Source organism: Chitinophaga fulva (genome assembly GCF_012927205.1).
Taxonomy (GTDB): domain Bacteria; phylum Bacteroidota; class Bacteroidia; order Chitinophagales; family Chitinophagaceae; genus Chitinophaga; species Chitinophaga fulva.
Map to the genome: position 1 here is coordinate 2,170,150 of NZ_JABBGC010000001.1, position 23,827 is coordinate 2,193,976.

The window sequence follows — 23,827 nt, forward strand, 5'->3', positions numbered from 1 at the left end:
CTTTTAATTGTTGTTTGTGTTATGGAAATGGCCGCCTTTGGATTCCCGTCCCCGGCGGCTTTCATAGCGCATGCTTATTTCCGCTTCTGTCAGCAGGAGCGGATTTTTTATTGTATCAATACTGATTTCCCGGATCTTTTTATTGTTACGCCGGCGGTCATGGAAACAATGTCCAGTGCTTCGTCTACGGTGGACTGATGAAGGGTGGTGGTGATGATTCCACTGGCAAGTTCCGGGCTGCTAAACCGAATGTTGATGCCATAGTAGCGTTCAAGTTCGGCGGCTACCTCGCTCAGGGATTGTTTACGGAATGTCAGTATACCATGCCGCCATGCCCCGATAGTTTCCGTGTCAGGCAGCGTGTGTACGGTGGCGTGATGGGTGCTGGTGTCGAAGAGTAACAGCTGCCGCTGGGTTAATGTCGCTATTTTTCCTGCCTGTGGCCGTTCTTCGTCTATGACGTTTACCGCTCCTTCGGCAACGGCTACTTTAATGGAAGGTTCTGTATTGCGGTAACGCACATTGAAGGCGGTACCCACATCAACGGTGGTAAGGCCGTTCGTCTGAACACTGAAAGGATGTGTGCCTCCGTGTTTTACAATAAAGTAAGCTTCTCCTTCAAGGATGATTTTCCGGTTGGTAATACCGTAGTTCTTATTGTATTGCAGGCTGCTAACGGCATCCAGGTATACCTCCGAGCTGTCTGGCAGCATGATTTTGGTCCGCTTGCCGGCTTCATTATGCAGCTGCACCCATTGATGCTCCTGTAAGGCCCGCTGCCGTTGGTTTTGCTGCCAGCGCCAGCCGGTGAGCGCAATGGCGCCTATGAATACTGCGGCTACAGCAACTTTCCACCAACGGGCGGGTGATAATCGTTTTACAGGTGTGGCAGGAACAGGTTGCACCAGGGCGAGATATTGCTGGTAATTCTTGTCTGCATCGGCTTCCGGGGAAAATGTTTCACCGGAAACCTGCTGCCAGTCCTGTAATAGCCATTCCTGAAGGCTCGCCTGGTACGCCGGATCGTGCAGGTACTGCCGGATCACCGCCAGTTGCTCCTGGGTACAACGGTCATTTATATATATCCTGATAAGTGTTTTATCAACGGGTTGTTGCTGCATACAGACAGGTATTTAATGCTTTTACCTGCGTATATCCCTTGGAGTGAATATTCCCCTATGACGTAACAATTTGTTAATACTGACTATAAAATAATGGAAACTAAATGTTGGGCGAGTTGCGTACGTAATTGTTTTAACGTGGCGGAGATCTGGTTTTCCACGGTTTTGGGAGAGATGTTCAGCTGTTTGGCGATTTCCTTGTAAGTGAGGTTTTGTTCGCGGTGCAATAGAAATATCCGGCGCCGTTGCTCGGGTAAGCCGGCGAGGCTCTCCTGGTAATGACGCATGAGTTCTCCGTACAGCACAGGATCATTCGCTGTTGCCGGATCGGTAGGTTCTCCGCCTGTTTCAAGAGAAAACAGATGGTCCACTTTTTTCTGCCATGATTTGATGACACGGTTGCGGGCAATGGTAAACAGGTAGTTCTCAAAAGTGGCAGGATTGGTAACAGACTGCCTGCATTGCCAGACTTTTACCAATATTTCTGTGGTGAGGTCTTCAGCGTCAGTCTCGTTTTTGAGATAACGGAACGTATAACGCAGTAGTCTTTGACGGTAGTAATGGAATACCGCTTCAAAGGCGGTATCATCCCCTTGCAGCCAACGGTCTACCGGGCCGGAAATCTCCTCATGAGGCATATTGTTATCGTGCTGTTGACTGCAAAGAAAAAGAATTTTGTATTAAGAGAGTATTAAGAAAAACGGGTAATGCTATGGGAGGCATTACCCGGTCTGGATACAGATGCTGGATTTTTATAAGCTGTTTTTACTCTTAAAACGTTTCCGGATACTATAACCGAGGCTCATGGCAATACAAGCAGGGCATACGCCAAACCTGAAAAAAGTAAGTGCTGCTTTTTTATACCACGGCAAGTTTACGGGAATGATGGGACAGCTTGCGCCATCACCTTCATATTCCTTAATTCCCCATACATTGATACTTTCCTTCATGGCATATGATTTAACCCAGGAAATGATACAGGCATAATCCTATCAAGGTAACTGAAATGAGGCACAAAATAATTTTCGTTTGTTTTTTCATGTTTGCAGATATTAATTGTTGACAAATGGGTGAATGCATTTGAACTATTAATACCTGTTTTCTTCAGTTATCACCTGGAAAATGAAAATATTGTCAGCATCCGCAGCCACAGCTTGGACGGGCGGCTCCGCAACCGCCTCCTGCGTTGAAAAAGTTGGCTGTCTTTTGGAAGAAAGGAATATCAAAAACACCGTTGAAACGATTCAGAATGATGGCCTGCTGATGTAAGGTCCTGATGTCGTTAAGAACACCTATCTTTTTTTTAAGCGCTCTTTCCATAATTGTATGATCGCTGTCCGGAGTCTGCCAGGAAACGATCGAAATGAAGCATAGAAAGAAAAATACACCATATAGAAAACCAGTAATCAGATTAACTTCTTCAGCGGGAAAACAATAGATGGTCATAACAGATAGCACCAGCCAAACAGGATAAAGTATGGCATCTCTTTCCGGAGGCGCTGTTTGTATGGTGGCGATGGGGTGCAGGTATTCACTTAGCGCAGACGCCAACTGGGGAAGACTAAATTTTGATTTATTGTACAGGTGGTCCATTGATTGAAACAACACTTCAGGCTGGATGAAATTTTGATCTTCGAAAGCATTTGTTTGATCTGCTATAAGTGAAAAATATTTTTTTGAAAACTCTTTTTTCGTATCGCGTATCTTAATCCAGTTATTTTCCACAAGGTCATTTGTCAATAATAGAAACGCATTGTTATATCCACCTGATAAATAAGCTAGTTGATAGCGATTGTAAAGCGGCAAATTCCTGATGACGGGCTTTAGGTGCCGCTCCTCGTTCATTGCAACTAGCTTCCTGATGATAAAGAGCAATGGTGTAAAAAGAACAAAGTATTGTAATACTGAAAGATCGGGAAGTGGCAATTCACCAAATAATAGCCAGGTGAGTATAAATGGAATCAATAATGTCAGATAATAGGCTACCGGTGCTATTTTACTGCCGGAAGTATGGAATGGCTGTTTGGGGGCAGAAATTTTATCGGTGTACAAAAAAGGCGTTAATGCGGAGGGAATGCGCCAGAATTTTGCAGGGGGATTTTGCTTAAATACCTGTATGTATAAGATCAGCGTTTCCAGGTACCAATCATGATGTTTTTTGTAATCTGTAATGCCACCTACGTTGGGGAAATGATGAAGCTCGCGTTGCAGGATATTAGGGCAAAAGTTTTTCCAATATTCGGTAGTATACAATAAATGCATATGCCATACCTTATCTACTACAACAGATGGTGATACTCCGTTTTCGGCAATACAACAGAGGTAGACAAACCGCTTATATTCCTGGATGGCATCTCTGGTAAAATGAGGAGTCCAATTTTCCGTTTGTGCCATTTTTTTAGAAAACGGAATAACGGCATTGGCATCGTCAATAGCATAATTCTCAATCCGTATCCAAAGCGCGTTTTTCTGGTAATTTATATGGTCCTCAGTTAACAGAACATCTGAATGTAGCGGTTTCATAGCTTTTTAGTAAACTTCTGAAATTAGTGAAATGTAAAAGTCTTATATTGGTATTATTTGACGCTGTTTTCATCTTATATTCGTCTTATGAAAAAAGAAGATTTATTGCATCTTGAAAAGCTGATGAATTTTCTGGCTGTCCATTTTATCAGGAAGAATGCCTGGAAAGATGTCTCAAAATCGGAGTGGACGTATATTACTGAGGAGCTAAACAGATTGTTGGAGGAACAGAACAGGAAAAATAGAATAAGGAAGGAAGCAGATTTGTTGGGTGCAAACTATCTTTATGAACATCTCATTATTAATAAGTTAAAAGCATGCGATGGAAAAAAAAGCATGGATGGGACCAGTAAACCTAACCTTGGTAAATTAAGCCGGATTGTCCAGGTGTTAGGGTATGATAACTACTTCGATTTTATTAATTCGCATAAAGAGACCTTCAGTTTTAATGATTTAAAAATCGAAATTCCGAAGGCAACGGTGAATACCAGGCTATTGGACGAATTAATTGGATTTTGGTATTCTTTTAACCGCAATCTGCCCGATAATCCGGACAAAATTAATGAAGAAAGAATCTGGCGCTCATCAGTGGAAATATACAAATCAGAAGCTTCAGGCGAATACCTGATAGAGAGAAGCGGAGGAGACAATCATAAGTATTATGGCAAAATAACAGCTTATGCAGATTATGTTTTCATCATTATGAATAGCAATACCTTTATCCGGCAACGGCATTTTATTTCACGTCTGAAAGATATTAATGAAAAGCTAAAACAACCGGATTATAAATTGAGTGAGATGCACTTTATTAGCACCTGTATCAGTTTTAACCAGGAACCCATTGCCCTGTTTGAAATCTTCCAAAAAGTAAACAATACAAAAAATTTTGTTGCCGATTCTGTAAGTTTTCTCATAGAAAGCGAGGAGCTTCCGGCAGCTGTGGTGGCCCATTTAAAAAATACAGAAGGGAATAGAATTAATTACAGGTGATTTTAGATGGCTGTTTGTATCACTACTTGTATGATGATGCGAGCGCCAACACATCAACTGCATGGCTGCTAACAGTCTTCTTCCAGGCGTATGCTATTGCTCTAATAATAGAGAAAACAACTTTTCCATGTTATTAATATTGTGATGATCTTTAAAAAGAATTTTTATATCATTCATAATATTTTGCTTGAGCTTATAAATTTCCTGGCAAAAATCATTATAATTAAATGCGACCTTCTTTTTTCTATCTAGCTTCAATAACACATTATCAGCCTCCATTTTTATTTCAAACTCATAAAGCTCATACATATTATGTAAGTTGTAGACGGACGCTTTGTTTATCTTTAAATTTTTCAAAACATCATACAAATCATAAGAAAACTTAATTAAATCTGCCTTGAAAGACAAATAAGCATTCTCGTTTCCTAATATTAAAACGTCCCCCCAAATTAAATTCTCCCCTAAAGTAGCAACTGAATAATCGGAAATATTTTTCTTGCAGGTTTCCTGATAATGCTGCAAGTCTATTTTATACAATAATTTCATAACAAATCCATTATTCTTTTTATGACATTAAAGAGGATATGCTCACAGGGTACTAATAATAATAGGGATTAATAAATCCATCCTTCCTCAGGAACTCAATGAGGCCTCCGCTACCTGCCAGATGCGCAAAAATGAGGGACTTCGGACCGGAAAAGTAAATGAAGTATTTGCGTTAATCGCCAGCCTGTCGGGCAATACCCCAAAAATGAAAAAGGGACAAACCATACTGATGATGATTTGTCCCTTTTGCGGGGTGGAGGGGACAATGTTCGAACTTTTTTGCATTAAATTTGAAGGAAATTTCCTTGTTTCCTCGACTATTTATCTGAACTAGTGATAAGTTTCCCTGACATCATCTTGCGAACTTTAGAGGAATAGGAAATTTGTATGATAATATAGTTGCTATGTAAAAGTTCTAGATTTAGAATCTGATAGAGACAAGTTATTCATAAGCATGAAGTACCCATCCAAACGGCTCAGTTTTATATATCTCCAAGATACTCGTCAAGGCTCCTATAAAATGCATCAACGTAGTATTCCTTTAATGGATTATCAGATCGAACTAGCATAGACGAATAATACCCCTGTTTAGCATGATGCTCTAGACAATCATGCTTTTCAATTTCATTCTCAACTTCGCGATGCCAACTTCCAAAAATAATTCTTCTATGTCTTGCCAGCCCGCCTTTTGTATCACAGAGATATAACATTCCAATATCTGGATTTTTATCAAAAAAATCCATTATAAACTCTATTATGGTTACTTTGATCCTAGGGTCCTTAGTGTTAAAAGTTTCTGGGACATTATAAAAGCCAAACGATAATACTTTTACATCATTACCCTGCTCATCAGTCAGGTAATAATTACTGAAGTATAATTTGTAAACAATTTTGTTCTTGGTGGTAAATTCGTATCCTTCTTTAGTTGAAGTTACTTCATACGGGATGTACAAATTCTATATCTTTGAGAGAGGACAAAGGAATACCCTTAGCAATAGCTTCCCTAATCCGCTCCTTATCGCGGATCATTTTGACAAAAGGATTTTCCCTTTTTGCTTTTTTGCTATTTATGGGCTTTTTATCTTTCATGGCAGAACAAATTTAAGCATTTTTCTCAAAACTCAAGCAGGAAAAATATATTTCTAATCTTACGATAAAAATCAAAATATTTTCTTTTATATTGAAATACAATTAATTATAAGTTAATCATATATTGCATGAATTTTTTTAGCGGTCTAACGGAACTAACAAACACATGCTTAAAATCTAATATTGAACTATAATAACCCTTTTTCCTTTAGTGACTCAATCAACGCTTTCATAGTTGGATCATCATTGACTAGTCCCAATGCTTGAATCTCTTTGACTTTATCGGCAACTTTTTTGTGATAAATTGTACCAATTCGCTCAATTAACGTCAGCAATTCCAGGGAATCTGTCGCCATTTTTCGGGTATTGTTGACTTGCCTCCAGTTCTCAGGGGTGTCTGCATTATAAGATGTTTGACTGTTCAAGTGTTTCTGTAAATCACCAGGATAGGCAATCATGTATTGTTGTCTAGCATTTTCGGTTGTCCGATTTGTACCGGCGGCAAAATATTTATCTCTTTTTGTTCTCTGTAAATAGTCTTTTGAACCGTCAGAAATAGTATTAGGCATGATTACTACATAGGTTCTAGGGTCAATAGCAAGTTCGATTATGTTTTCCATATCGAAAATATTCTCAGGATTATGTTCTCCTTGTGGATTAATAATACATACAGGGTTATCACAAGTGATCAATGGTACCTCATTGGGTACGGTGATGATAGCGATGCCACAGGCCATTTTATGATCGACAAATCGTTGCAAATCTTCAAGATGACCAACAAGAAATAATTCTTTTAGTATTAGTTTTTGTTCCTCTCTTACTAATTCAAGATTTTCCAGTTTGAACCTGACGGGGCCGTTTCCCCAGTCAACAGATATCATTTCTTGAGAATTAGAAGTGCTCCGTCCTATTGCGTCAAAAGCTTCGTCAATTACTCGTGTATTTCGATTTAAAAAACCAGGTGTCCGGAAATATAAGCTGAGTATGGTATAAAGAATTTTCCTCTTTTCTTCGCGTGAAAAGCTGCTCATGTCTGGATTTATTAACATAGAATAGACATGGGGATAAATACCATCAACATGCTCACTATAATATTTTTCCAAAGCATAAGGGTCGTTCACTTTACCTGGAGGAAATGTGTAGAGATTTTTTTGATGACAAAGATTAGTTGTTGAAAGCTGTTTTATTTCACCTCCTTGGCGATTTAGCAAAGTGTCAACCCAATCCACGTCATTTCGGCGTTCGGAAAAATTGCGAAGATAAGACTTAGGAATATAATGATGCTTTTTAGGATTTGACATACAACGTGTTTAAAGTAAAAATGGAAGAATTGTAAATTTGATGAATAGTCCCACCTATTTAATCATATATCATGATTTGAGGAACCTATTTCATCTAAAAGTTTTGATAAACCTTTGCTAAAATTCTCTAATACAATATCTGCTTTGAGAATTTTAGTAAGTCACAAACTATTCCCATATTTGTCTAACCAGTTGATAGCGTCCCTGTAATCAGGATAGTATGACTTTAGCATTGTCCAAAATTTATGAGTATGATTCATTACTACCGTATGAAGCAGCTCATGTACTATCAGGTAATCAATAACAAACATAGGTGCTTTTATCAAACGCCAATTTAATGAGATGTTTTTTTCTTTGGAGCAGTTGCCCCATTTTGTCCGTTGATTGCGAAGGTATAATCTGTTATAGTTGAAGTTTAATTTGCCGGCCAATTCTTCGGTTCGGTTTGTAAGGTATTTCTTTGCTACGTCGGTTAACCATTGCTGCTGAATGGTTTTATCTAACAGATTTCTCTTTGCCCGGATGGTATTATGTTCATGGTCAACTATTACTTTATGCTCATAAGTCAAATCATAAAAATAGCTGTACCTGTTCCCATACAACAGTATTTGGTTTCGTTGAAGATTGATTTTTGACATGCCTTTAAAAAATTTCAAGTGCTTGTCAATCCATCGTTGCTTTTTCTTTAGCAATGCTATAATTTCATCCTGTGAGAATGCCTCGGGGATAATTATACGAACACGACCGTCTTCACTCACCCTTAAACGGGCATGTTTCACTTCTTTTCGTATTAATATGTAGTTATCCGGTAATACCATTAGTTTAGGCTGTAGTTTTGTAAAATAGCTTTCATTATTCTCTCCCAAAGTTCTTTCTGCCCATCTATCTGCAATTCCTCAAATTTTGGGTTAACGGACAAGAGCTCCATGTCTGACTGAAGCCTTTCATATTCTCTTGGTACGTCTTGCCAGCCGATGTAAATTTTCTTCTTAATCACATTCTCAAAGGCGGTTAATACAAAATCCTTTGCCAGTTCTTCCTTGAAATCTACTTTTGAAGCATTCTTTATCAAAGTAAACATTTCAAATGTACCCTTATCAGGGAAACCCATTCGTTGAGGGAGGGAGGCTACTTCGTCCAGCTCATTGTATAAAATACCAAGCTGATTCAAGATTTCTTCAATAGCTAAACTTTGCTCCTGTTTTCGCTTAATCAGATCATCCAAACGGGTTTGGAATTCCACATATATGGCACTGTTGACTTCATTTTGTCTGATTACGGTTTCAATGTCACGGATAATTTTTTCTGCTTTGTCTGAGGGATTAAGTTTGGTTTCTTTTAGCTTATTTAGATAATCAGAATCAATTTTAATTTCTGGCAAATGGCCTTTGAAATTTATTAGCTTGGAAGTCTCCTGTATTAATTTTCTCGTTTTGGCTGCATATATCTCTGCATCAAAATCTACCCGTTTAAATTCTTCCAAGTATATCTCATAAATTTCATTCAGCCACAAGTATTTTTCTTTGTGCTCTCTGAGTTTTGGATGTGGCGAAATGGATTCCCATAATTGAACTACTTCCCTAAAGGAATTTTCAAATTTGCCATGATCGAGTTCTGTCAGCTTCCTTACAATATTCATTGCACATTCATAAGTATCTTCCAGTTGAATATCTTCAAATGGTTTAAACGCATCGTATAATACTTTAGGAAAGGTGGCCACCAAACTCTCTACATCTTCAAATTCACCAATGTCTTCAGGATCGTAATTTAATGCATCTTTATAATTCTGAAATACACCAATGTAATCTACTATACGTCCAAATTCTTTTGATAGCTTTGATACCTTATCATCATAAGGTCTGTTGGTTCTTGCAACCGCCTGCAAAAGATTGTGATCACGAATAGGGCTATCAAGATACATCGTTTGTTCAATAGGGGCATCAAAGCCAGTAAGCAGCATATTGCAGACTATAAATACTTTAAGATTGTTACCTAGCTTTTGTTCTTCCTCTGTAATTCTACGTTTGAATTGTTTGATTAATTTTTTTCGCTCTGAATCTTCTTTGTAATGGTCTTTATATAATTCATACTTCTCACCTTCGTCATAAGCACCTGTTGAGAATATGATGGATATTTCAGAACGGTCGAAATATTTTAGTAACTCATTGTAGTATAATACACATGCTTCTTTATCACAAGCAACCACCTGGGCTTTGTAACCTTGGGGTTCAACAACACTTCTGTAATCCTCGGCAATATCCTTTGCCAATGTTTGTATCCTTTCTGGGTGTTTCAAAAAAACTTTCCAAGCCTGAACTTTTTTCTCCACTAGCATTTTTTCATCTTCATCCAATTCGGCAGTGATTTCATCATAACCCTGTTTCAGCTTTTCTTTGTCCAAAAACCACTCTTGCGGACCAAAAGTGTAACGTATTGGTTTGGTTGCCCCATCATCAATGGCATCCTGAATGCTATACCTATCCAAATAGTATTCATGTTCACCTTTTTGCCGTACAATACCAAATTCCTGGTGTGTTTTGGGAATAGGAGTTCCCGTAAAGGCGAAACGTTTTGCGTTTGGCAACACATTTTGCAGTTCAATCTGGAAGTCTCCGTACTGGGAACGATGGGCTTCATCAATCAGTATAATTACGTTATCTCTCAGATCCTGCCGGTTGCCCAATTCTCTGAATTTTTGAATGGTGGTAATAAATACCCCTGCTGGTGCTTTATCAATAATATATTTTAAATCGCCGATGTTGTTTACCGTTCTTGCATTCGGAAATTCGCAGTCATCAAATGTGCCTCCTATCTGTTCTCTCAGGTCTTTCCTGTCCACTACTATATAAACAGTAGGATCTTTCAACGCTTTGCTCTGCCTTAATTTAAAGGCGGTGTAAAGCATGGTCAAGCTTTTACCTGAACCCTGTGTATGCCAGATAACGCCTTGTTTAAGATCAGAACTGATTACCCGTTCAGCAATCTTATTGGCCGCCCTTAACTGCTGGTAACGGGCTACTTTTTTAACAATCTTTCCTTCGGTTCTTTCAAACACCATAAAGTACTTTACAATATCCAGCACCCTTGCAGGCTGAAGTAAGCCAATGATACCTAATTTCATTCTTTCTAATATTTCACCATTAGGTAAACGGTCAACATCAAAATTCCAAAGACCGTCCTTTTCATCCTGATAGGTTCTACACAAATCATTGGCAGGCGCTAAAATCGGGTTAGATTGACTAACATCTAAAAGGGTACTTTTCCATTCGTTAAAGTAAGAAGAGGATGCACCGGGAATGCCATATTTTGCAATGCGGCCATTACATGCTACTCCGAAGCAATGGCACATGTAGAGTTTGTCGGCCCGCTGGTCATAGGTCGAAAATTGAGCAACGCCTTCCAGCCAGTTGGTTCCTTTTCTTGCTCGTTGTTTGGCTTCTATCGGCACCAGGGGAATACCGTTTACAAGCAGTACAATGTCCGTTTTTACCATCTTGTAGCCCTGCACCCAGTATTGGTTGGTTACCGTAAAATCATTCTCCCAGATATTTTCGTAGTCGATAAAATGCACATCGATATCGTCGCCTTCTACGGTTATTGTTACATGAGAAGCCAACTTATCTAAAAACAATTCATTGCCCAATATGGGTACCGGATTGTTGAGATTTTGAAGTAGTTGCTCTACTGCAACTCTGGCAACTGCCGGCGAAATTTTATTGATATGGGCAGTCCGCTCAATGAGCATGTCCTCTAATACCGGATTGGAAAACGGACGCTTATAAGCTTTTAAGTCTTCATTGCTTCTGAATGTCCAGCCCATTTTGCTCAGCCATTCCGTTACGGGTCTTTCAACCCCTTTGAGTTCTGATAATCTGCCCATTATGAAATACTGTTTATGATGCGGTTTATAAATGCTGATTCTGATCTTTGGTAATTTTCATTCTCCTCCCTTTCGGATAGTTGAACACCGTCAATTGAAAAGTTCATTTTTAACCCTTCTTCGCTGATGAGGTAAGGACTGCGATACTGCTCAAAGTTGGGTAGGGTAGATATCGGATAAAGCAGGCCCCCGGCTTTTACCGATTTGTGGTTGAGCTGGTATTGAATATAGGTATGGATCTGAAAAAAGTCTGATCGGTCCACATCAAAATGTCTGCCCATCATTCGTTTGTATTTTGCATCCCAGACAGCTATTTCCTTTCCTTTTTGGAAAACCAAATCAGGAATCAATTCCCTTTGAAAGAAATATCCTTTGTAGGCTATCTGCCTATCATTCCTATAGCGCCAACCATAAGGCGAAAGATTTTTTTTCAGAATGGCTCTGAGATATTCCTCCCATACTTCGGTCATATCAATAAAAAAGCCGAACCCCTTTTTAGCTTTATCCTGTTTTAAACTGAATTGTTTTCGCTTGATAATATCCCAGGATAAATCAACTAATGGTTTCCAACTCAAGTAAATATCCTTATACCTAATATGCTTATAATCGCTTTCGCTGATGAGCTTTCTGTGTTGTACCGCTGTATGAATTTGATTGATGGCTTCCCTTGCAGAATCAGGAATGTTGATGTTACCAATTTCAAAATTTGCCTTTAAAATTTGGTAAGCCTGAAATATGATTTGTGCAATGTGTTCATCAATATGTTTTTCACGAAAGGTTGAAACTACTTCGTTGCTGCGATGCAAAGGCTTTATAGATCGCCTTACATCTAAACGCCCCCTAATGGTTTGCCCTCTATATTCTTTTTTTATCTGAGTTTTGGGAACTCCATGCAAATTAGCATTGGCTAACTTTTGTAACCAGATAAATGCAACGATCCGTTTAATGTAATGCTGCCAGTCAACGCTGTTACTGGTTTGACTAGCCGAAGTAGTAATCCGGATATTGAAAATTTCTTCCAACATCCTGAATAGCATTTTTTCACCAAATCTTGGTTTGATCGTTATTTTATAAACCGTTTGGTTGCAGTTAAAGATTGCCTCTCCAACAAACCTTCCGGCAGTCCAATTGTTATTTCGGTAATCGTATTCAGCTAACTTGGCGTCATTATCCGCATTATAATCAGCAGAAAACCAAAACACATTTTTGCTTTGTGATTGGATGAACTCTTGTAATACATCGGCTGTGGCCGCTTCTGTATCAAAAGGTAGACAATCAAAAGCTGTGATATGTTTAAGTGTTTCAACCATTAATCAGTGTCTTCTGTAAATCGTTTATTTTATCTCTTTTAGCATCTGCATCAATATTGCCTAGAAATGCCTGTAATATTGGTTGGATGCTGATTTTCCATAGAATGTTCACCGGTTGGTTTAAGAAATAGAGGCGACCCGAATGAATACCTTTCAATGATTTGAAAATATCAACCACTTCTGCAAAAAAGGTGTGGCCAATCTGGTAATTCTCACCCAGTTCAGGCATCGCAGTAACCTCTTTATTCAACTGTTCGCACCGGCTGATAAAAGTTTCTATATCCGCATCGTCTATTTTCATTTCCAGCTCCGCCTTCTTCTCTTGTATCATACCCCCAAGAATAGCTTTATCAAAACCTTTAAACTGCCATAGAAATCTTCTGCGAAGGGCGAAGTCAATCCGCTCCAGAGAAAAATCTATTTCATTCATGGTGCCGATAAAATAAAGGTTCGAAGGGAGTGCGATTTCCAAACCGCCAGTGGAAAGTCTTATTTTTTTATTTCGATACTCCAATGCAGAAAACAGCTCTCCAAACAATCTTGAAATGTCGGTGCGGTTTATTTCATCCAGGATTAAAACATGGGGGAGTGGATCGGCCTTTATATTCTCAATCAGATTTAAAAGATAGCCGGGCTTCACTATGCTGCTTTTATCTTCAATGTGCATCCCGGCAATAAAATCTTCATAGTTATAATTGCTGTGTAATTGCAAATGGTGAATATGACTTTCAAAAATCTTATCCGAATTTTCAAAGTATTCTTTAATGCTTTGTTTGTTGCGGAAATATTGTTTTGTGATGAGCAATTCTGCCAAGCGGGTGGCTGAATATGTTTTAGATGTGCCGGGAGGTCCATAAAAAATCATCGCTTTTTTGTACTCAAATAAAGTAACCTCCGAAACATCATCTTTACTTTCGCCAAAATTCCAGGCGTCTTGAATATCGTCATCATAGAAGCTCACCTCATAGCCAAAAACTTTATCCAGTTTTTTACGGATAGCTAAAATACTTTCATCAATATCTTCCCAAAGTCCCTCTGTATTTTCTTTATCTAACAGGCTAAAGAACGTATTGATGATGGCGTCTTTATGTTTCTGCGCCGCAATCGCCTCATATTTCTCCGGATCGCACAAGTGGAGCAAAATATGATGAAGTGCAAGATACTCCCATCCGGCTTCCTTCAATTTTTCATCTGTAGTAACTGTTGTAGCTTCATTGTTGTAATATAGCTCCCGGCAAAGCATTTCTATGTACTTTTTGATAGCGGCAACATCTGTTAATTGCTTTGCCTGCAGATTGTTTTTCACCTCTCTGAACAATAGAAGCAAATAGGCTATTTCAACGGGCTTGTTCAATTTATGCCGCTGACCTGCTGAACCTATACCACCATCTACAAAAACGTCTGTAAGGTGATTATTATATACATCTCCCAAGAACCGGGTAACTGCGCTCTTCTTTCCCCAGCTTCTCATATCTGAAGTGGACAAGCTCCAAAGCCATATAAAATGGGCAAAAACTTCCTGTACTTCTTTTGATGTACTTGAAAACTGATCTTTAGACTTGGCATCAAAATCCCGGTCACCTGTATCCGGGTTATCTACAAAGGCAGTAACACTTGCATTGAGATTGGCAATGGTAAATATGCCAGGATTATCAGTGATATAGCTATCGTTATGCAAAATACTTTTTTCAATAAAAGCATCAAAATAATCGTACACTTCTTGTTTGGCCCAATTTGGTTTCATATTAATTGATCAGGGTTGTTAGTTGCTGCCAAATGCTTTCCTTCCAGTGGGCAAATGCCTTGGGTGAGGAGAAGGCGCTATAAATATTTTTGTTCTATTAATGGTAGCTGTATTTAAACCAAAGCTTTAATAAGCTGGTGTGAGCAACTCCCAGATATTTTGATGCAGCCATTTACCATTAAAGCAGATCAGCTTAGGCTGATGGATGATTATCTTTTCTTCGAAACCTTTTGCATCATAATCTTGGGGCTTCAGATCCTTGTCCATTCCGAAAGTGAATTTTGCCAAGTTGGTTAAACCGATATTATACTGCAGCAATTCCGGAAACTCCTCCGGCTTTAAAATACGGGGGGTAAAACCATAACTGGCCAAAGTGGGATAAAATAAGTTACCCGCACCTGCATAATACGCCTTACGCGCTGCCGATTTATTTCCTGCGGCGGTACCGCAAAAAATAATGTTTAAGTTTTCTCTCAGCAAGTTTGATAATATCATGTTAGCATATTTCTAATTGTAAGGCACTTTCCAATTTAGCTATATCCACTCTCATTTTACCGGTAAGCAGGTTTTGCATCAGGGATTTTTTGAGGCGTTGAAGTGTTTTTACTTTTTGATGTTTGGAAATATAAATCTCATCTATTTCGTTAATCTTATTTGCTATCAAGATTTGCTCATCTTTATCTTCAGGTAGCACAAATTTAAATTTTCTAAAATCGCCCAGAGACAGGTTTGCCCTAGCAGTTTCAACAGAGTTACCAAGTAGCCTTCTTTGAGTATGTTCAAGCTGGATAAAATAAGCAATGAAGTTGTGATCATTTTTATCATTCAACCTAAATACACAGACAGCCTGATTAGTATTGGCAAATTCCATTTCAAGGTTATAAACTGCACATCTGCCAATTGAAGCACCAACGATATTTATTAAAATATCACCCTTTTGAAGTTGGCTATTTTTTATCTTGTCATTAAATTCTATGGGTAGATATTTTGGTGAGCTGATATCAATAACGCCATCAAGAACATTTTCGCTTGTAACGAATAATACACCAGAAGTTTGGTATTCAAAACCTTGCCATTTAGGTGATTGACCTTTTGTAATTTTATCTGTAATGTTACTGCCTTTTTTGACCACCCACCCAAGAGGTAAATCGCCAAATTTTTCATCCTTATAAAACTCATCTTCACTACGCCAAGTGCCATCAGGTTTTAATTTTCCGGTAAGGAGATTTTGCATCAGGCTTTTTTTGAGTTTTAGGGCCGATTTAATAGTATTCTCTATAGCCTTAATTGCGTCATCAACTACTTTGAGGATCGAAGAAATAGCTATTTGTTCCTCTTCTGGGGGGACCAACACTTTTAATTTTTTAAAATCACTTTCATTTATAGCTGGATAGTTCGACCCAACTACCAAACTATGAAATTGCTTTTCACCAATCGAACTCAATAATTGATAAAAGAAAAAATCGCTGTCATTCCCGGTCTTTGCTTTCGCAACTGCAAATCCCGTAGATCCAATCCATAAACCGTTATCAGGTTTCTTAAACCTAACAAAACTTTTCAAATTCGGTCTGACAGTTGAAAACATTAAATCACCATCAGCAAGTATTCTTCTCGCTCTTCCAGGGGCTTCAGTAAATGATGTTTCAATTACTTTTTCAAAATTTATCTTTCCCTCTTCAACACACTCTATTGATACGTATTTAAATGGTAGATTACCATCTGTCTGAGATGTCAACATATGTATGTTTACATCAAGGACGTCAGAGACTTTACTCAGTATCCATCCTTTTGGGCAATTATTTTCATCTAAAATCATAGAATAGAAAGTATGTTACTGAGTTTCGAAATCGAATTCTTTTCGTTAAGAAGCATCTCACCAATTTCTTTTATTGCCTCCTTTAAATCAATTTCTTCCTCTGGTTCAAAAGTGTCCACATACCTGGGAATATTGAGGTTGTACTCATTTTCATTAAGTTCTTCCATATCCACCACCGAGAAGTATCGTTTTCTTAATTCGGCGTCTTGTAACATGGAGATTAATTCCGACTCAACTTCATCAATGGCTTTACGCTCTTTGGCGGCGAGCTCATGTGCTGCCATTATTTTATCTGCCTTTTGATTCAGTATTTTCTCCAAAACAGCATTGAGCGTTTCTAGGTTTTTCAATTCTGACTTCGTGGGTTTCTTGCCCTCTGCTTCTTTCGCTGCTATAGCTTTTTTTGCCCTATCCACTTTTGCTTTAAATCGTTCCAAATCCTCGTGATAATGTTCTTCAATTTCAGAAAGCTTGTATCCCAGGTCTTCCTGGATCAATGCCCATAATCTTATCTTCTGGATGGCTATCCATTCCTTTGCAATTTCCAGGTCTCCCCAGCTTTCTAATATAGTAGAGATGCGCAGCATATCATGCGGCTGTAGCTCATTCATGTTTGGCTTTTCCTTGTACCAACCTTCTTTTGCAGCATAAATCATCAACACTTTATCCTTGCGATGTTGAGGTTTGTTTTTGTTGATGAAGAGAATAGAACCGGGAATGGTAGTACCATAAAACAAGTTGCCGGGCAATACTACAATGGCATCAATGATGTTGTGCATTTCGGTAAACTCTCCATTGCTGTCAATAGGCCCCTGCAAAAGGCCTCTGCGTATTAAGTACTCATCATCAGCCTTTCGGTTCTGCCCATCTTCCTCCTCAGTCTTTGCCGGTTGCCCCCTGAACAAAACACCTTGCGGGCAAACCACTCCTGCTTTCCCATCTTGTTTTAATGAAGCAATAATGTGTTGGATAAATGCAAAGTCGCCATTGGAGTACGGGGGAATACCATAAATAAACCGCTCATAAGGATCACTAAAATCTTCTTTCCCTGGGTATTCTAATTGCGGAGCGCCATCTTTTTTGTTGACTGCTTTACCTTTTGCATCTTTCTTAGGTTCACCATTTTTCCACCAATTTTCTTGTGAGAAGGGGAAATTGGCCATCACCAGGTCAAATTTTTTTATCTCTAGCTCATTGTCTTCTTCTTTAAATTTTGGATCGAGTAAAGTATCGCCCTTTTCAATTTTTGCGTCAAGACCGTGCAAAATCATATTGATATTGGCAATCGCCCAGGTATTCCAAACATCTTCCTGCCCATATAACCGGATGGATTTTTGATTGCCATAATTAGCTTTGCAATACTTAGCAGCACTAATGAGGAAGCCACCTGAGCCACAAGTAGGATCGTACGCTACATTCCCTTTTTGCGGTTTAAGGTAACGAACAATAATATCTACTACTTCCTGCGGTGTATAGAATTGGCCAGCAGTAGTGCCGCCTTTATTTTCATCAGCAAAGCGTTTTATCAGGTATTCATAGGCATCACCCAAGACGTCAACTGTTGCGTTTTTGTTGCTGAGATCCACTGCATCGAGGTAACTAACCAATAATGAAATCACTTCAGGGCTTAACTTTTTACCACCCGAGCCATCGGGGGCCGGTTCATTCCAGCGAACGGTATTGATAACTCCTTTAAGAAAAAACTTACCATCCTTATCTATATTGGCTTCAGCAATACCTGTTACTGCTTTATGCAGGGCTTCGTTCTTTTTATCGATGGTGGTTTCACGTACATCTTTCCAAAAACAACCTTCAGGAATTTTAAAATCATGTTTCTTACCGATAATTATATTCTTTTCCTTCTTACTGGGCTCACGTCCATTCTCTTTAACAAACTCTTTTATCCCGTTTTCATTCTCCCATTCATAATTATCAGAAAGTCGTTTAAAGAAAAGTAAAGAAAGAATGTAAGCCTTATAATCTTCTACCTTGTCCCTAAGAATATCAGCCATTCCAAAAAGGGTACTGCCAAGCGCTTGTTTGGTTATCATTAATTATTATTTTTTAGTGTTTTTCTCGTCTTGATTTTCTCCTCTATGACTTGTATTGCTTTAGTGCATAACTTTTCGCCCTTTACAATGTCATAAAGTTGATCAACCAGCCCAAGCGTTAATAGTTCATTGATAATGAGATCCGGCTTCCATAGATGATATACAATCTGATATGCTGTATATGTTTTACCAGTGCGGTAGCCATAATTAATAAAATAAGATTTTGTCCTTGGGCAATAGCTTCTATAGTTCGGTTAATGGCAGTCTGTTGATAATACCTTGGTACTCGACCTGAAGTATCAAGGTAGTAGTCCTGTGCAGCTATTTTTTCGCCATTTGGAGTGTCGATACCCCTAAACTGCTTATATATATTCCATAATTTTTCCGGCGAAGGAAACGCATCTAGTTCAAGAACAGTTTCTATTTGTTCATCGGTGGAAGTTCGATTATGAAATAGGAATTGGTCGCCATTAGTACTAAATATGCATGGGATATCCAGGACGCTCGCATAATCCAATGCCTGTTGAATCCCGGCTCTCACTGTATGATTATTGTCTTTGACTTCAATAATGGCAATTGGAATATTTGGCTTATAGTAAAGAATGTAATCAGCTCGCTTACCTTTTTTTCCTCTAGCTGTTACTTTTCCCCGAACGCAAATTTTCCCATCCGTAAAAGAAACCTCTTCCAAAAATTGAACATGCTTATCCCAGCCTGCTTTTTCTAAAGCAGGGGTAATGTACTTAGTACAGATATCTCTTTCTGAAAGGGAACGTTTATTCATTATGGGTGGTGGACTTTTTTGAATGGTATCGTACAGAGGCGGCATTTTTTGCCTCATCTATTTGGTCACAAGCAATTCACAAACGCCAACATGCAGTATTTCAGAAATTTTAAACAGGGTTTCTACAGTAGGCTGATTACGATTAGTGCACCATTTTGAAACGGCCGTGGTACTAACCCCCAACTGTCCGGCTAACCAAATATTAGTCTTTTCTTTCTCTAGCAACACAATTTTTATCCTATTATATCTTCTTTTTGGATCCGCCATATTGCAACTAACAAAAAAAGACTTAAAGTATTAGCATTCAGTTGTATAGCAATAACTTAAAGTTTATTTAGTGATTTTAAGTTATTTTATGTAACTTAGATTATACTTTAAATAACTTAAATGTATTCTCTAAATAGCTCATAGACCAGTTAAAATATCAATTAAAGCGTATTTGCTTTATCTCGCTCCTGAAAACTACGACCTTTTGGAGATGGCGGGAAATAAGGTAAATCGCTCACGTTTTCCTTATATTTAAGGTTAAGACGTGGGCGTCCTTATTCGCCATCGGGGTGTCGTAGCCCTCGGAGACGGTAAGGACTAACCCACGTCTCTTTTTGTTGCACCCCCTCTGGTTAGTCCTTACAAGCAGTTTTCTTATTTCTCCAACACTTAAAACACTGCTATGAATTGTAAGACTAACGACAAACTTTCCCCTATAGAAAAAGATATCATAATCATCCCAGGTGATCTCAAGGCATTCGAAAATTTTGTGGATACCTATCAGGAACGAATATTTGCTGCTATCGCTCGCTTATCTGGAGAGGAGAGCGTTTGTATTCTTGAGAAAATTACGATCGATGTTTTTGTTGAATTATGGCAGCAAAAGGTTCAGTTCATCCAGGAAAGGAGTATAGGTATTCTTATTTACAAAACCTGTCTTCGTCACACACTCTTGTATCTCAGACAACATGGATTTGAAGAGCGCATTCAGCAATTAAAGGATATTCTTCCTTGCAAAGAACCATTTTCAGTATTGGAAAATCTGTAACCCCTTCAAACTTACTTAATATGATACGGAGAGACTATCCCGAAACAGAATTATATGCCCAAAATCTTAGCAACGAAGAAATTGCTAATCCTTATCTGGTTATTTATGAGTTATTTGATTTCGACCATTTGCCGTATATCCGTGAACTACATTGGGCGTTCTTTAAAGCTGCGGTAACCGGTAGTTTTAATAGTCATCTTAGCAAGAAGGAGAGGTGTACACTGGTTTTATATCATGAGAAAATTGGAAAGCTTTTAGAGGCGGCGCATATTATTAACAACCAGTATATGCAGCGCAGAAGGCTCCAGCTTGAGGATCGTTCCGATCTTCAGCAGATATTAAATAGTAAAGAGAAGGCGCCGGAACAAAAAATTATTGATCTTATTGTGAAGGTTGCTGAACCGGTAAGGCTATTTTTAGTAAGTACTAGTCTTGACGCGGGTAAAGAAGTGGTATTGCACGATTATCTAGTAGTATTACCTGCGGAATCCTTACCGTATGAAGAGATTAAAGCCCTGATTGAATCGGCTTGTGCTAAGTTGGGATCAGTTATTGTTTCATTCATAAAGGAAGCTGAGTTAATCAAGCTATTGGATGAAGGCCACATTTTCTACTCAATAATCTGCAGATCTACTAATCTTATTTATGAAAAGGAGGCATCAATTTCGACCATACCTGTTATAAGAAATGCCTTTGCTGTTATTGAAAAGGCACGCTCCCATTTCCATGATGAATTTAGAAAGGCTGAATCTTACCTGGGAGGTGCGAAATATTATATGCGGAATAGAGAAAATAATTTGGCAGCCCATTCTTTACACCAGGCGACCGAACACACCTTGCGTGCTTTGCTAATCTCTCTAACTTCCCATTATCCTTATGGACATAATTTATCCAGAATGTTACGATATAGCCTGCGGCTTACAACTGCGCTTAATGAAATTTTTCCACAGAGCACGGATAAGGAGCACGAATTATTGGTATTGCTGAATAAGGCGTATACCCACACTCGTTATAGAAATGATTATGTGATAAGTGATAAGGATTTGAATATTTTATTGGATCGTGTTACTTTATTTCAATCGACTACGCTTAAAGTACTCGAAGAAAGACTGAATAGCTTTTGTTTGTTGGCAGAAAATTCTTGAACCACCTCTGATTTAATCCACATGTTCAATATATCGTTTCCTGAATGATACAATATTAACCCGAAATCAAATAAACGGCAATCATTTTTAAATATCGGCAATTGGTAGTCAATGATTTTTAAATGGAAATCAAATCGGAGCTTATGCAGATTGTCTCGTCCTTGCCGTGATTACGCTATTGTATATCAAGCCCAAAATCTATCTAATTCGAGCAATTTTGGGAAAAATCTGTCCAAATCGATCAAATTTGAACAAAAGTGGAAAAGTAGCTCTACGCGTACTAGTATTTTTGTAGTGACAAACATTCAGCAAAAGAATTAAAAAATGAATGCTGTGGCTAAAATGGTAAATCGCATTACTGAAGAATCAGTTCTTAAAGCTATGGTTTCTATAGGTAGGTATTCGCTGTTAGGCATTATTGAGCATAACTCCACATAAAGCAACACTGATGTGAAAGCATGTTATTAGGACTCAATAGTCTTGTTTAACGTAATACTCCAAGTAATACTATGAATATGATTAGCCTAAATTAAGTTCATCGTTATGGATAATGGGAATATCTCTGAAGTATCAACAAACCTCACCACATCTCCTATATCACCAGAGTCTTCATCTACTATGGATACTCATAACATGATGTTAGTAGACTTGGGTCATAAACAGGATTCTCAAATTATGGAATCACTTCATGTATTTGCGAGGATTCTGTTATCAGTGCAAATGCCAGAAACTAATAATACGAAAATTGTCAACTTACCCCTAACGTCTAAAAAACGAGCTGCATGAGTAGTTTAAATGTTTTTGCCCAATTTGGTAACTATTCAAAGAAAAAGGCGCCCCAAATAACCGACCAGGCTGCAATTGTTTATACACGTGTATCCAGCAAAGAACAGGCAGATCATAATCTAAGCCTTGATGTTCAACGGAAAGCTATCGAAGATTATGCACAACGGAGTAATCTTGCTATTATAGGTTATTTTGGCGGCACCTACGAAAGTGCTAAAACTGATGGCCGTAAGGAGTTTATGAGAATGTTGGAATTTATTAAAAAGCATAAAGGAAAAGTAAGTCATGTGCTGGTTTATACCCTCGATCGCTTTTCCAGGACTGGTGGCGCGGCTATAAAACTGGCGGAAGAGTTAAGGGATAAATATGGTGTCACTGTATTTGCTGTTACCCAACCGGCGGATACTTCTAATCCGAGTGGAGTATTACAGCAGAGTATTCACTTTATATTCAGCCAATACGATAATCAGCTACGTAAACAGCGGGCAATGGCTGGCATGAAGGAGAAGTTTGATAAAGGTATTTGGGTCAGTAAGCCCCCGCAAGGGTATGATATCGTGAGAACCAACGGACAACGGAAGATTGTTGTGAATGAAGTGGGGAAGAAGTTAAGAAAGGCTTTTATCTGGAAATCCGAAGGGATGAAAAATGAGGAAATCATTTTGAAACTAAAGGCCATGGGTGTTAAGATGTATAAACAACAACTTACCAAAATATTTAAGAGGCCCTTTTATTGTGGTATTATCAATCATGGATTGTTAGAAGGGAAAATAGTGGAAGGTGAGCATGAAAGGATGATTAGCCCGGAAATCTTTTTAAAGGTGAATAACATTCATACGGGTTCTGTTGGTTATGGTGTACCACACAAGAAAGAAGATAGTGCGCTACCGCTAAAGGTGTTTATCAAATGTGATACCTGCCATCAGCCATTTACAGGGTATGTTGTAAAAGCCAAAGGGCTATGGTATTATAAATGCCGGACAGATGGCTGTAAGTGCAATAAAAGTGCGAAACGAATGCATGAACTGTTTGAGGAGCTATTGGACCGGTATTGTGTGCAGGAGGAGCTAATAGAGCCATTAAAATCAGTGCTTATTGCTGAATACAACGAAATGAATAAGGGTAATCTGGAACAACAAGGTATTCTGGCTAGCCAATTAAGGGAAATAAATAAAAAGATAGATGGCCTGGAGGAAAGTCGTTTTGTGCTAAAGGAGATGAGCCAGGAAACTTTTGATAAATTTTATCCTCGTTATATTAAGGAGCGCGAAAATATAGCTGCGCAACTGGATAAATGTAAGCTAGGCATTTCGAACCCGGAAGAAGCTATTCAATATGCGTTGTCTCTTTCTTCTAAACTGCCTATGGTATGGCATTCCAGTGATGCGGGTATGAAAGAGAAGTTGCAGAAACTCATTTTTCCCGAAGGAATCGTATATGATCGCAAAAATGAGGTGTTTCGAACCAGAAAAGTAAATGAAGTATTTGCGTTAATCGCAAGCCTGTCGGGCAATACCCCAAAAATGAAAAAGGGACAAACCATACTGATGATGATTTGTCCCTTTTGCGGACTGGACGGGACTCGAACCCGCGACCTCCGCCGTGACAGGGCGGCATTCTAACCGACTGAACTACCAATCCTTTCCAAAAAAAATCGCTGTGACCAGCTATCTTTCTGTGTCCCAAGACGTTGTGTTGTTCCGTT

The 23,827-nt window shown here is 38.6% G+C and carries 19 protein-coding genes, 1 tRNA gene and 2 pseudogenes; 5 read left to right on the plus strand and 17 right to left on the minus strand.

Annotated features, from left to right (window positions below):
• Positions 1-107: 107 nt before the first annotated feature.
• Together HHL17_RS09040 and HHL17_RS09045 are read right to left on the minus strand one after the other, a co-directional pair.
• A complete protein-coding gene (locus tag HHL17_RS09040; RefSeq protein WP_169224408.1) occupies positions 108-1,121 on the minus strand; it encodes a FecR family protein in 1,014 nt (337 codons plus the stop codon).
• An 83-nt stretch (positions 1,122-1,204) separates the two neighbouring features.
• Entirely contained in the window at positions 1,205-1,759 is a 555-nt protein-coding gene (locus HHL17_RS09045) for an RNA polymerase sigma-70 factor (protein ID WP_169224409.1), read from the minus strand.
• Between the two features lie 166 nt (positions 1,760-1,925).
• Here HHL17_RS09045 and HHL17_RS09050 point away from each other — a divergent pair, with 166 nt between their 5' ends.
• Positions 1,926-2,108 (plus strand): hypothetical protein, encoded by a 183-nt coding sequence (locus HHL17_RS09050; protein ID WP_169224410.1) that lies wholly within the window; start codon positions 1,926-1,928, stop codon positions 2,106-2,108.
• 147 nt (positions 2,109-2,255) lie between these two features.
• Here HHL17_RS09050 and HHL17_RS09055 read toward each other — a convergent pair whose 3' ends face one another.
• Positions 2,256-3,644 carry a glycine-rich domain-containing protein gene (locus HHL17_RS09055; RefSeq protein WP_169224411.1) on the minus strand — a complete coding sequence of 463 codons (1,389 nt, stop codon included), beginning with the start codon at positions 3,642-3,644 and terminating at the stop codon, positions 2,256-2,258.
• Positions 3,645-3,731: 87 nt separating this feature from the next.
• Between HHL17_RS09055 and HHL17_RS09060 the strand changes: the two genes are divergently transcribed.
• On the plus strand, positions 3,732-4,634 hold the full coding sequence (locus HHL17_RS09060) for a hypothetical protein (protein ID WP_169224412.1): 903 nt from the start codon (positions 3,732-3,734) through the stop codon (positions 4,632-4,634).
• A gap of 93 nt (positions 4,635-4,727) precedes the next feature.
• Here HHL17_RS09060 and HHL17_RS09065 read toward each other — a convergent pair whose 3' ends face one another.
• From HHL17_RS09065 to HHL17_RS09125, 13 genes and pseudogenes are all read right to left on the minus strand, one after another.
• The gene (locus tag HHL17_RS09065; RefSeq protein WP_169224413.1) at positions 4,728-5,180 is read right to left on the minus strand and encodes a hypothetical protein; all 453 of its coding nucleotides are present in this window, start codon (positions 5,178-5,180) and stop codon (positions 4,728-4,730) included.
• Between the two features lie 482 nt (positions 5,181-5,662).
• Positions 5,663-6,133 (minus strand): DUF6169 family protein, encoded by a 471-nt coding sequence (locus HHL17_RS09070; RefSeq protein ID WP_169224414.1) that lies wholly within the window; start codon positions 6,131-6,133, stop codon positions 5,663-5,665.
• A complete protein-coding gene (locus HHL17_RS09075; protein ID WP_169224415.1) occupies positions 6,117-6,269 on the minus strand; it encodes a hypothetical protein in 153 nt (50 codons plus the stop codon). The genes HHL17_RS09070 and HHL17_RS09075 overlap by 17 nt, the downstream gene beginning before the upstream one ends.
• A gap of 188 nt (positions 6,270-6,457) precedes the next feature.
• A complete protein-coding gene (locus HHL17_RS09080) occupies positions 6,458-7,570 on the minus strand; it encodes a DUF4238 domain-containing protein (RefSeq protein WP_169224416.1) in 1,113 nt (370 codons plus the stop codon).
• 161 nt (positions 7,571-7,731) lie between these two features.
• A complete protein-coding gene (locus HHL17_RS09085; RefSeq protein WP_169224417.1) occupies positions 7,732-8,388 on the minus strand; it encodes a M48 family metallopeptidase in 657 nt (218 codons plus the stop codon).
• Complete coding sequence (locus HHL17_RS09090; RefSeq protein ID WP_169224418.1) at positions 8,388-11,450, minus strand: type I restriction endonuclease subunit R; 3,063 nt, start codon at positions 11,448-11,450, stop codon at positions 8,388-8,390. Before HHL17_RS09090 ends, HHL17_RS09085 begins: the two co-directional genes overlap by 1 nt.
• Positions 11,450-12,760 carry a 5-methylcytosine restriction system specificity protein McrC gene (locus HHL17_RS09095; protein ID WP_169224419.1) on the minus strand — a complete coding sequence of 437 codons (1,311 nt, stop codon included), beginning with the start codon at positions 12,758-12,760 and terminating at the stop codon, positions 11,450-11,452. Before HHL17_RS09095 ends, HHL17_RS09090 begins: the two co-directional genes overlap by 1 nt.
• On the minus strand, positions 12,753-14,504 hold the full coding sequence (locus HHL17_RS09100; protein ID WP_169224420.1) for an AAA family ATPase: 1,752 nt from the start codon (positions 14,502-14,504) through the stop codon (positions 12,753-12,755). The genes HHL17_RS09095 and HHL17_RS09100 overlap by 8 nt, the downstream gene beginning before the upstream one ends.
• Positions 14,505-14,630: 126 nt before the next feature.
• The gene (locus HHL17_RS09105) at positions 14,631-14,999 is read right to left on the minus strand and encodes a mismatch-specific DNA-glycosylase (RefSeq protein WP_169224421.1); all 369 of its coding nucleotides are present in this window, start codon (positions 14,997-14,999) and stop codon (positions 14,631-14,633) included.
• A gap of 1 nt (position 15,000) precedes the next feature.
• The gene (locus HHL17_RS09110) at positions 15,001-16,320 is read right to left on the minus strand and encodes a restriction endonuclease subunit S (RefSeq protein ID WP_169224422.1); all 1,320 of its coding nucleotides are present in this window, start codon (positions 16,318-16,320) and stop codon (positions 15,001-15,003) included.
• Positions 16,317-18,371, minus strand: a complete 2,055-nt coding sequence (locus HHL17_RS09115; protein WP_169224423.1) for a type I restriction-modification system subunit M — start codon at positions 18,369-18,371, stop codon at positions 16,317-16,319. The genes HHL17_RS09110 and HHL17_RS09115 overlap by 4 nt, the downstream gene beginning before the upstream one ends.
• A gap of 146 nt (positions 18,372-18,517) precedes the next feature.
• Positions 18,518-19,155, minus strand: a pseudogene (locus HHL17_RS09120) (type I restriction endonuclease); the annotation flags it as partial.
• A 57-nt stretch (positions 19,156-19,212) separates the two neighbouring features.
• Positions 19,213-19,422 carry a helix-turn-helix transcriptional regulator gene (locus tag HHL17_RS09125; protein WP_169224424.1) on the minus strand — a complete coding sequence of 70 codons (210 nt, stop codon included), beginning with the start codon at positions 19,420-19,422 and terminating at the stop codon, positions 19,213-19,215.
• Between the two features lie 403 nt (positions 19,423-19,825).
• On the opposite strand from HHL17_RS09125, the gene HHL17_RS09130 reads away from it, so the two are divergent.
• The 3 genes and pseudogenes from HHL17_RS09130 to HHL17_RS33930 all read left to right on the plus strand — a co-directional run.
• Complete coding sequence (locus HHL17_RS09130; RefSeq protein ID WP_169224425.1) at positions 19,826-20,191, plus strand: sigma-70 family RNA polymerase sigma factor; 366 nt, start codon at positions 19,826-19,828, stop codon at positions 20,189-20,191.
• Positions 20,192-20,211: 20 nt separating this feature from the next.
• Positions 20,212-21,336, plus strand: coding sequence for a HEPN domain-containing protein (locus HHL17_RS09135; protein ID WP_169224426.1), 1,125 nt, complete (start codon positions 20,212-20,214; stop codon positions 21,334-21,336).
• 782 nt (positions 21,337-22,118) lie between these two features.
• Positions 22,119-22,943, plus strand: a pseudogene (locus tag HHL17_RS33930) (recombinase family protein); the annotation flags it as partial.
• Positions 22,944-23,689: 746 nt separating this feature from the next.
• Here the strand turns inward: HHL17_RS33930 and HHL17_RS09145 are convergent.
• A tRNA-Asp gene (locus HHL17_RS09145) sits at positions 23,690-23,763 on the minus strand.
• Between the last annotated feature and the right edge of the window lie 64 nt (positions 23,764-23,827).

Coding starts and splice junctions, on each gene's coding strand:
- HHL17_RS09125 (WP_169224424.1), bottom strand. CDS start 19,422: ATGGCGGATCCAAAAAGAAGATATAATAGGATAAAAATTGTGTTGCTA.
- HHL17_RS09065 (WP_169224413.1), bottom strand. CDS start 5,180: ATGAAATTATTGTATAAAATAGACTTGCAGCATTATCAGGAAACCTGC.
- HHL17_RS09110 (WP_169224422.1), bottom strand. CDS start 16,320: ATGATTTTAGATGAAAATAATTGCCCAAAAGGATGGATACTGAGTAAA.
- HHL17_RS09080 (WP_169224416.1), bottom strand. CDS start 7,570: ATGTCAAATCCTAAAAAGCATCATTATATTCCTAAGTCTTATCTTCGC.
- HHL17_RS09060 (WP_169224412.1), top strand. CDS start 3,732: ATGAAAAAAGAAGATTTATTGCATCTTGAAAAGCTGATGAATTTTCTG.
- HHL17_RS09050 (WP_169224410.1), top strand. CDS start 1,926: ATGGCAATACAAGCAGGGCATACGCCAAACCTGAAAAAAGTAAGTGCT.
- HHL17_RS09095 (WP_169224419.1), bottom strand. CDS start 12,760: ATGGTTGAAACACTTAAACATATCACAGCTTTTGATTGTCTACCTTTT.
- HHL17_RS09045 (WP_169224409.1), bottom strand. CDS start 1,759: ATGCCTCATGAGGAGATTTCCGGCCCGGTAGACCGTTGGCTGCAAGGG.
- HHL17_RS09090 (WP_169224418.1), bottom strand. CDS start 11,450: ATGGGCAGATTATCAGAACTCAAAGGGGTTGAAAGACCCGTAACGGAA.
- HHL17_RS09135 (WP_169224426.1), top strand. CDS start 20,212: ATGATACGGAGAGACTATCCCGAAACAGAATTATATGCCCAAAATCTT.
- HHL17_RS09040 (WP_169224408.1), bottom strand. CDS start 1,121: ATGCAGCAACAACCCGTTGATAAAACACTTATCAGGATATATATAAAT.
- HHL17_RS09075 (WP_169224415.1), bottom strand. CDS start 6,269: ATGAAAGATAAAAAGCCCATAAATAGCAAAAAAGCAAAAAGGGAAAAT.
- HHL17_RS09100 (WP_169224420.1), bottom strand. CDS start 14,504: ATGAAACCAAATTGGGCCAAACAAGAAGTGTACGATTATTTTGATGCT.
- HHL17_RS09115 (WP_169224423.1), bottom strand. CDS start 18,371: ATGATAACCAAACAAGCGCTTGGCAGTACCCTTTTTGGAATGGCTGAT.
- HHL17_RS09085 (WP_169224417.1), bottom strand. CDS start 8,388: ATGGTATTACCGGATAACTACATATTAATACGAAAAGAAGTGAAACAT.
- HHL17_RS09055 (WP_169224411.1), bottom strand. CDS start 3,644: ATGAAACCGCTACATTCAGATGTTCTGTTAACTGAGGACCATATAAAT.
- HHL17_RS09130 (WP_169224425.1), top strand. CDS start 19,826: ATGAATTGTAAGACTAACGACAAACTTTCCCCTATAGAAAAAGATATC.
- HHL17_RS09105 (WP_169224421.1), bottom strand. CDS start 14,999: ATGATATTATCAAACTTGCTGAGAGAAAACTTAAACATTATTTTTTGC.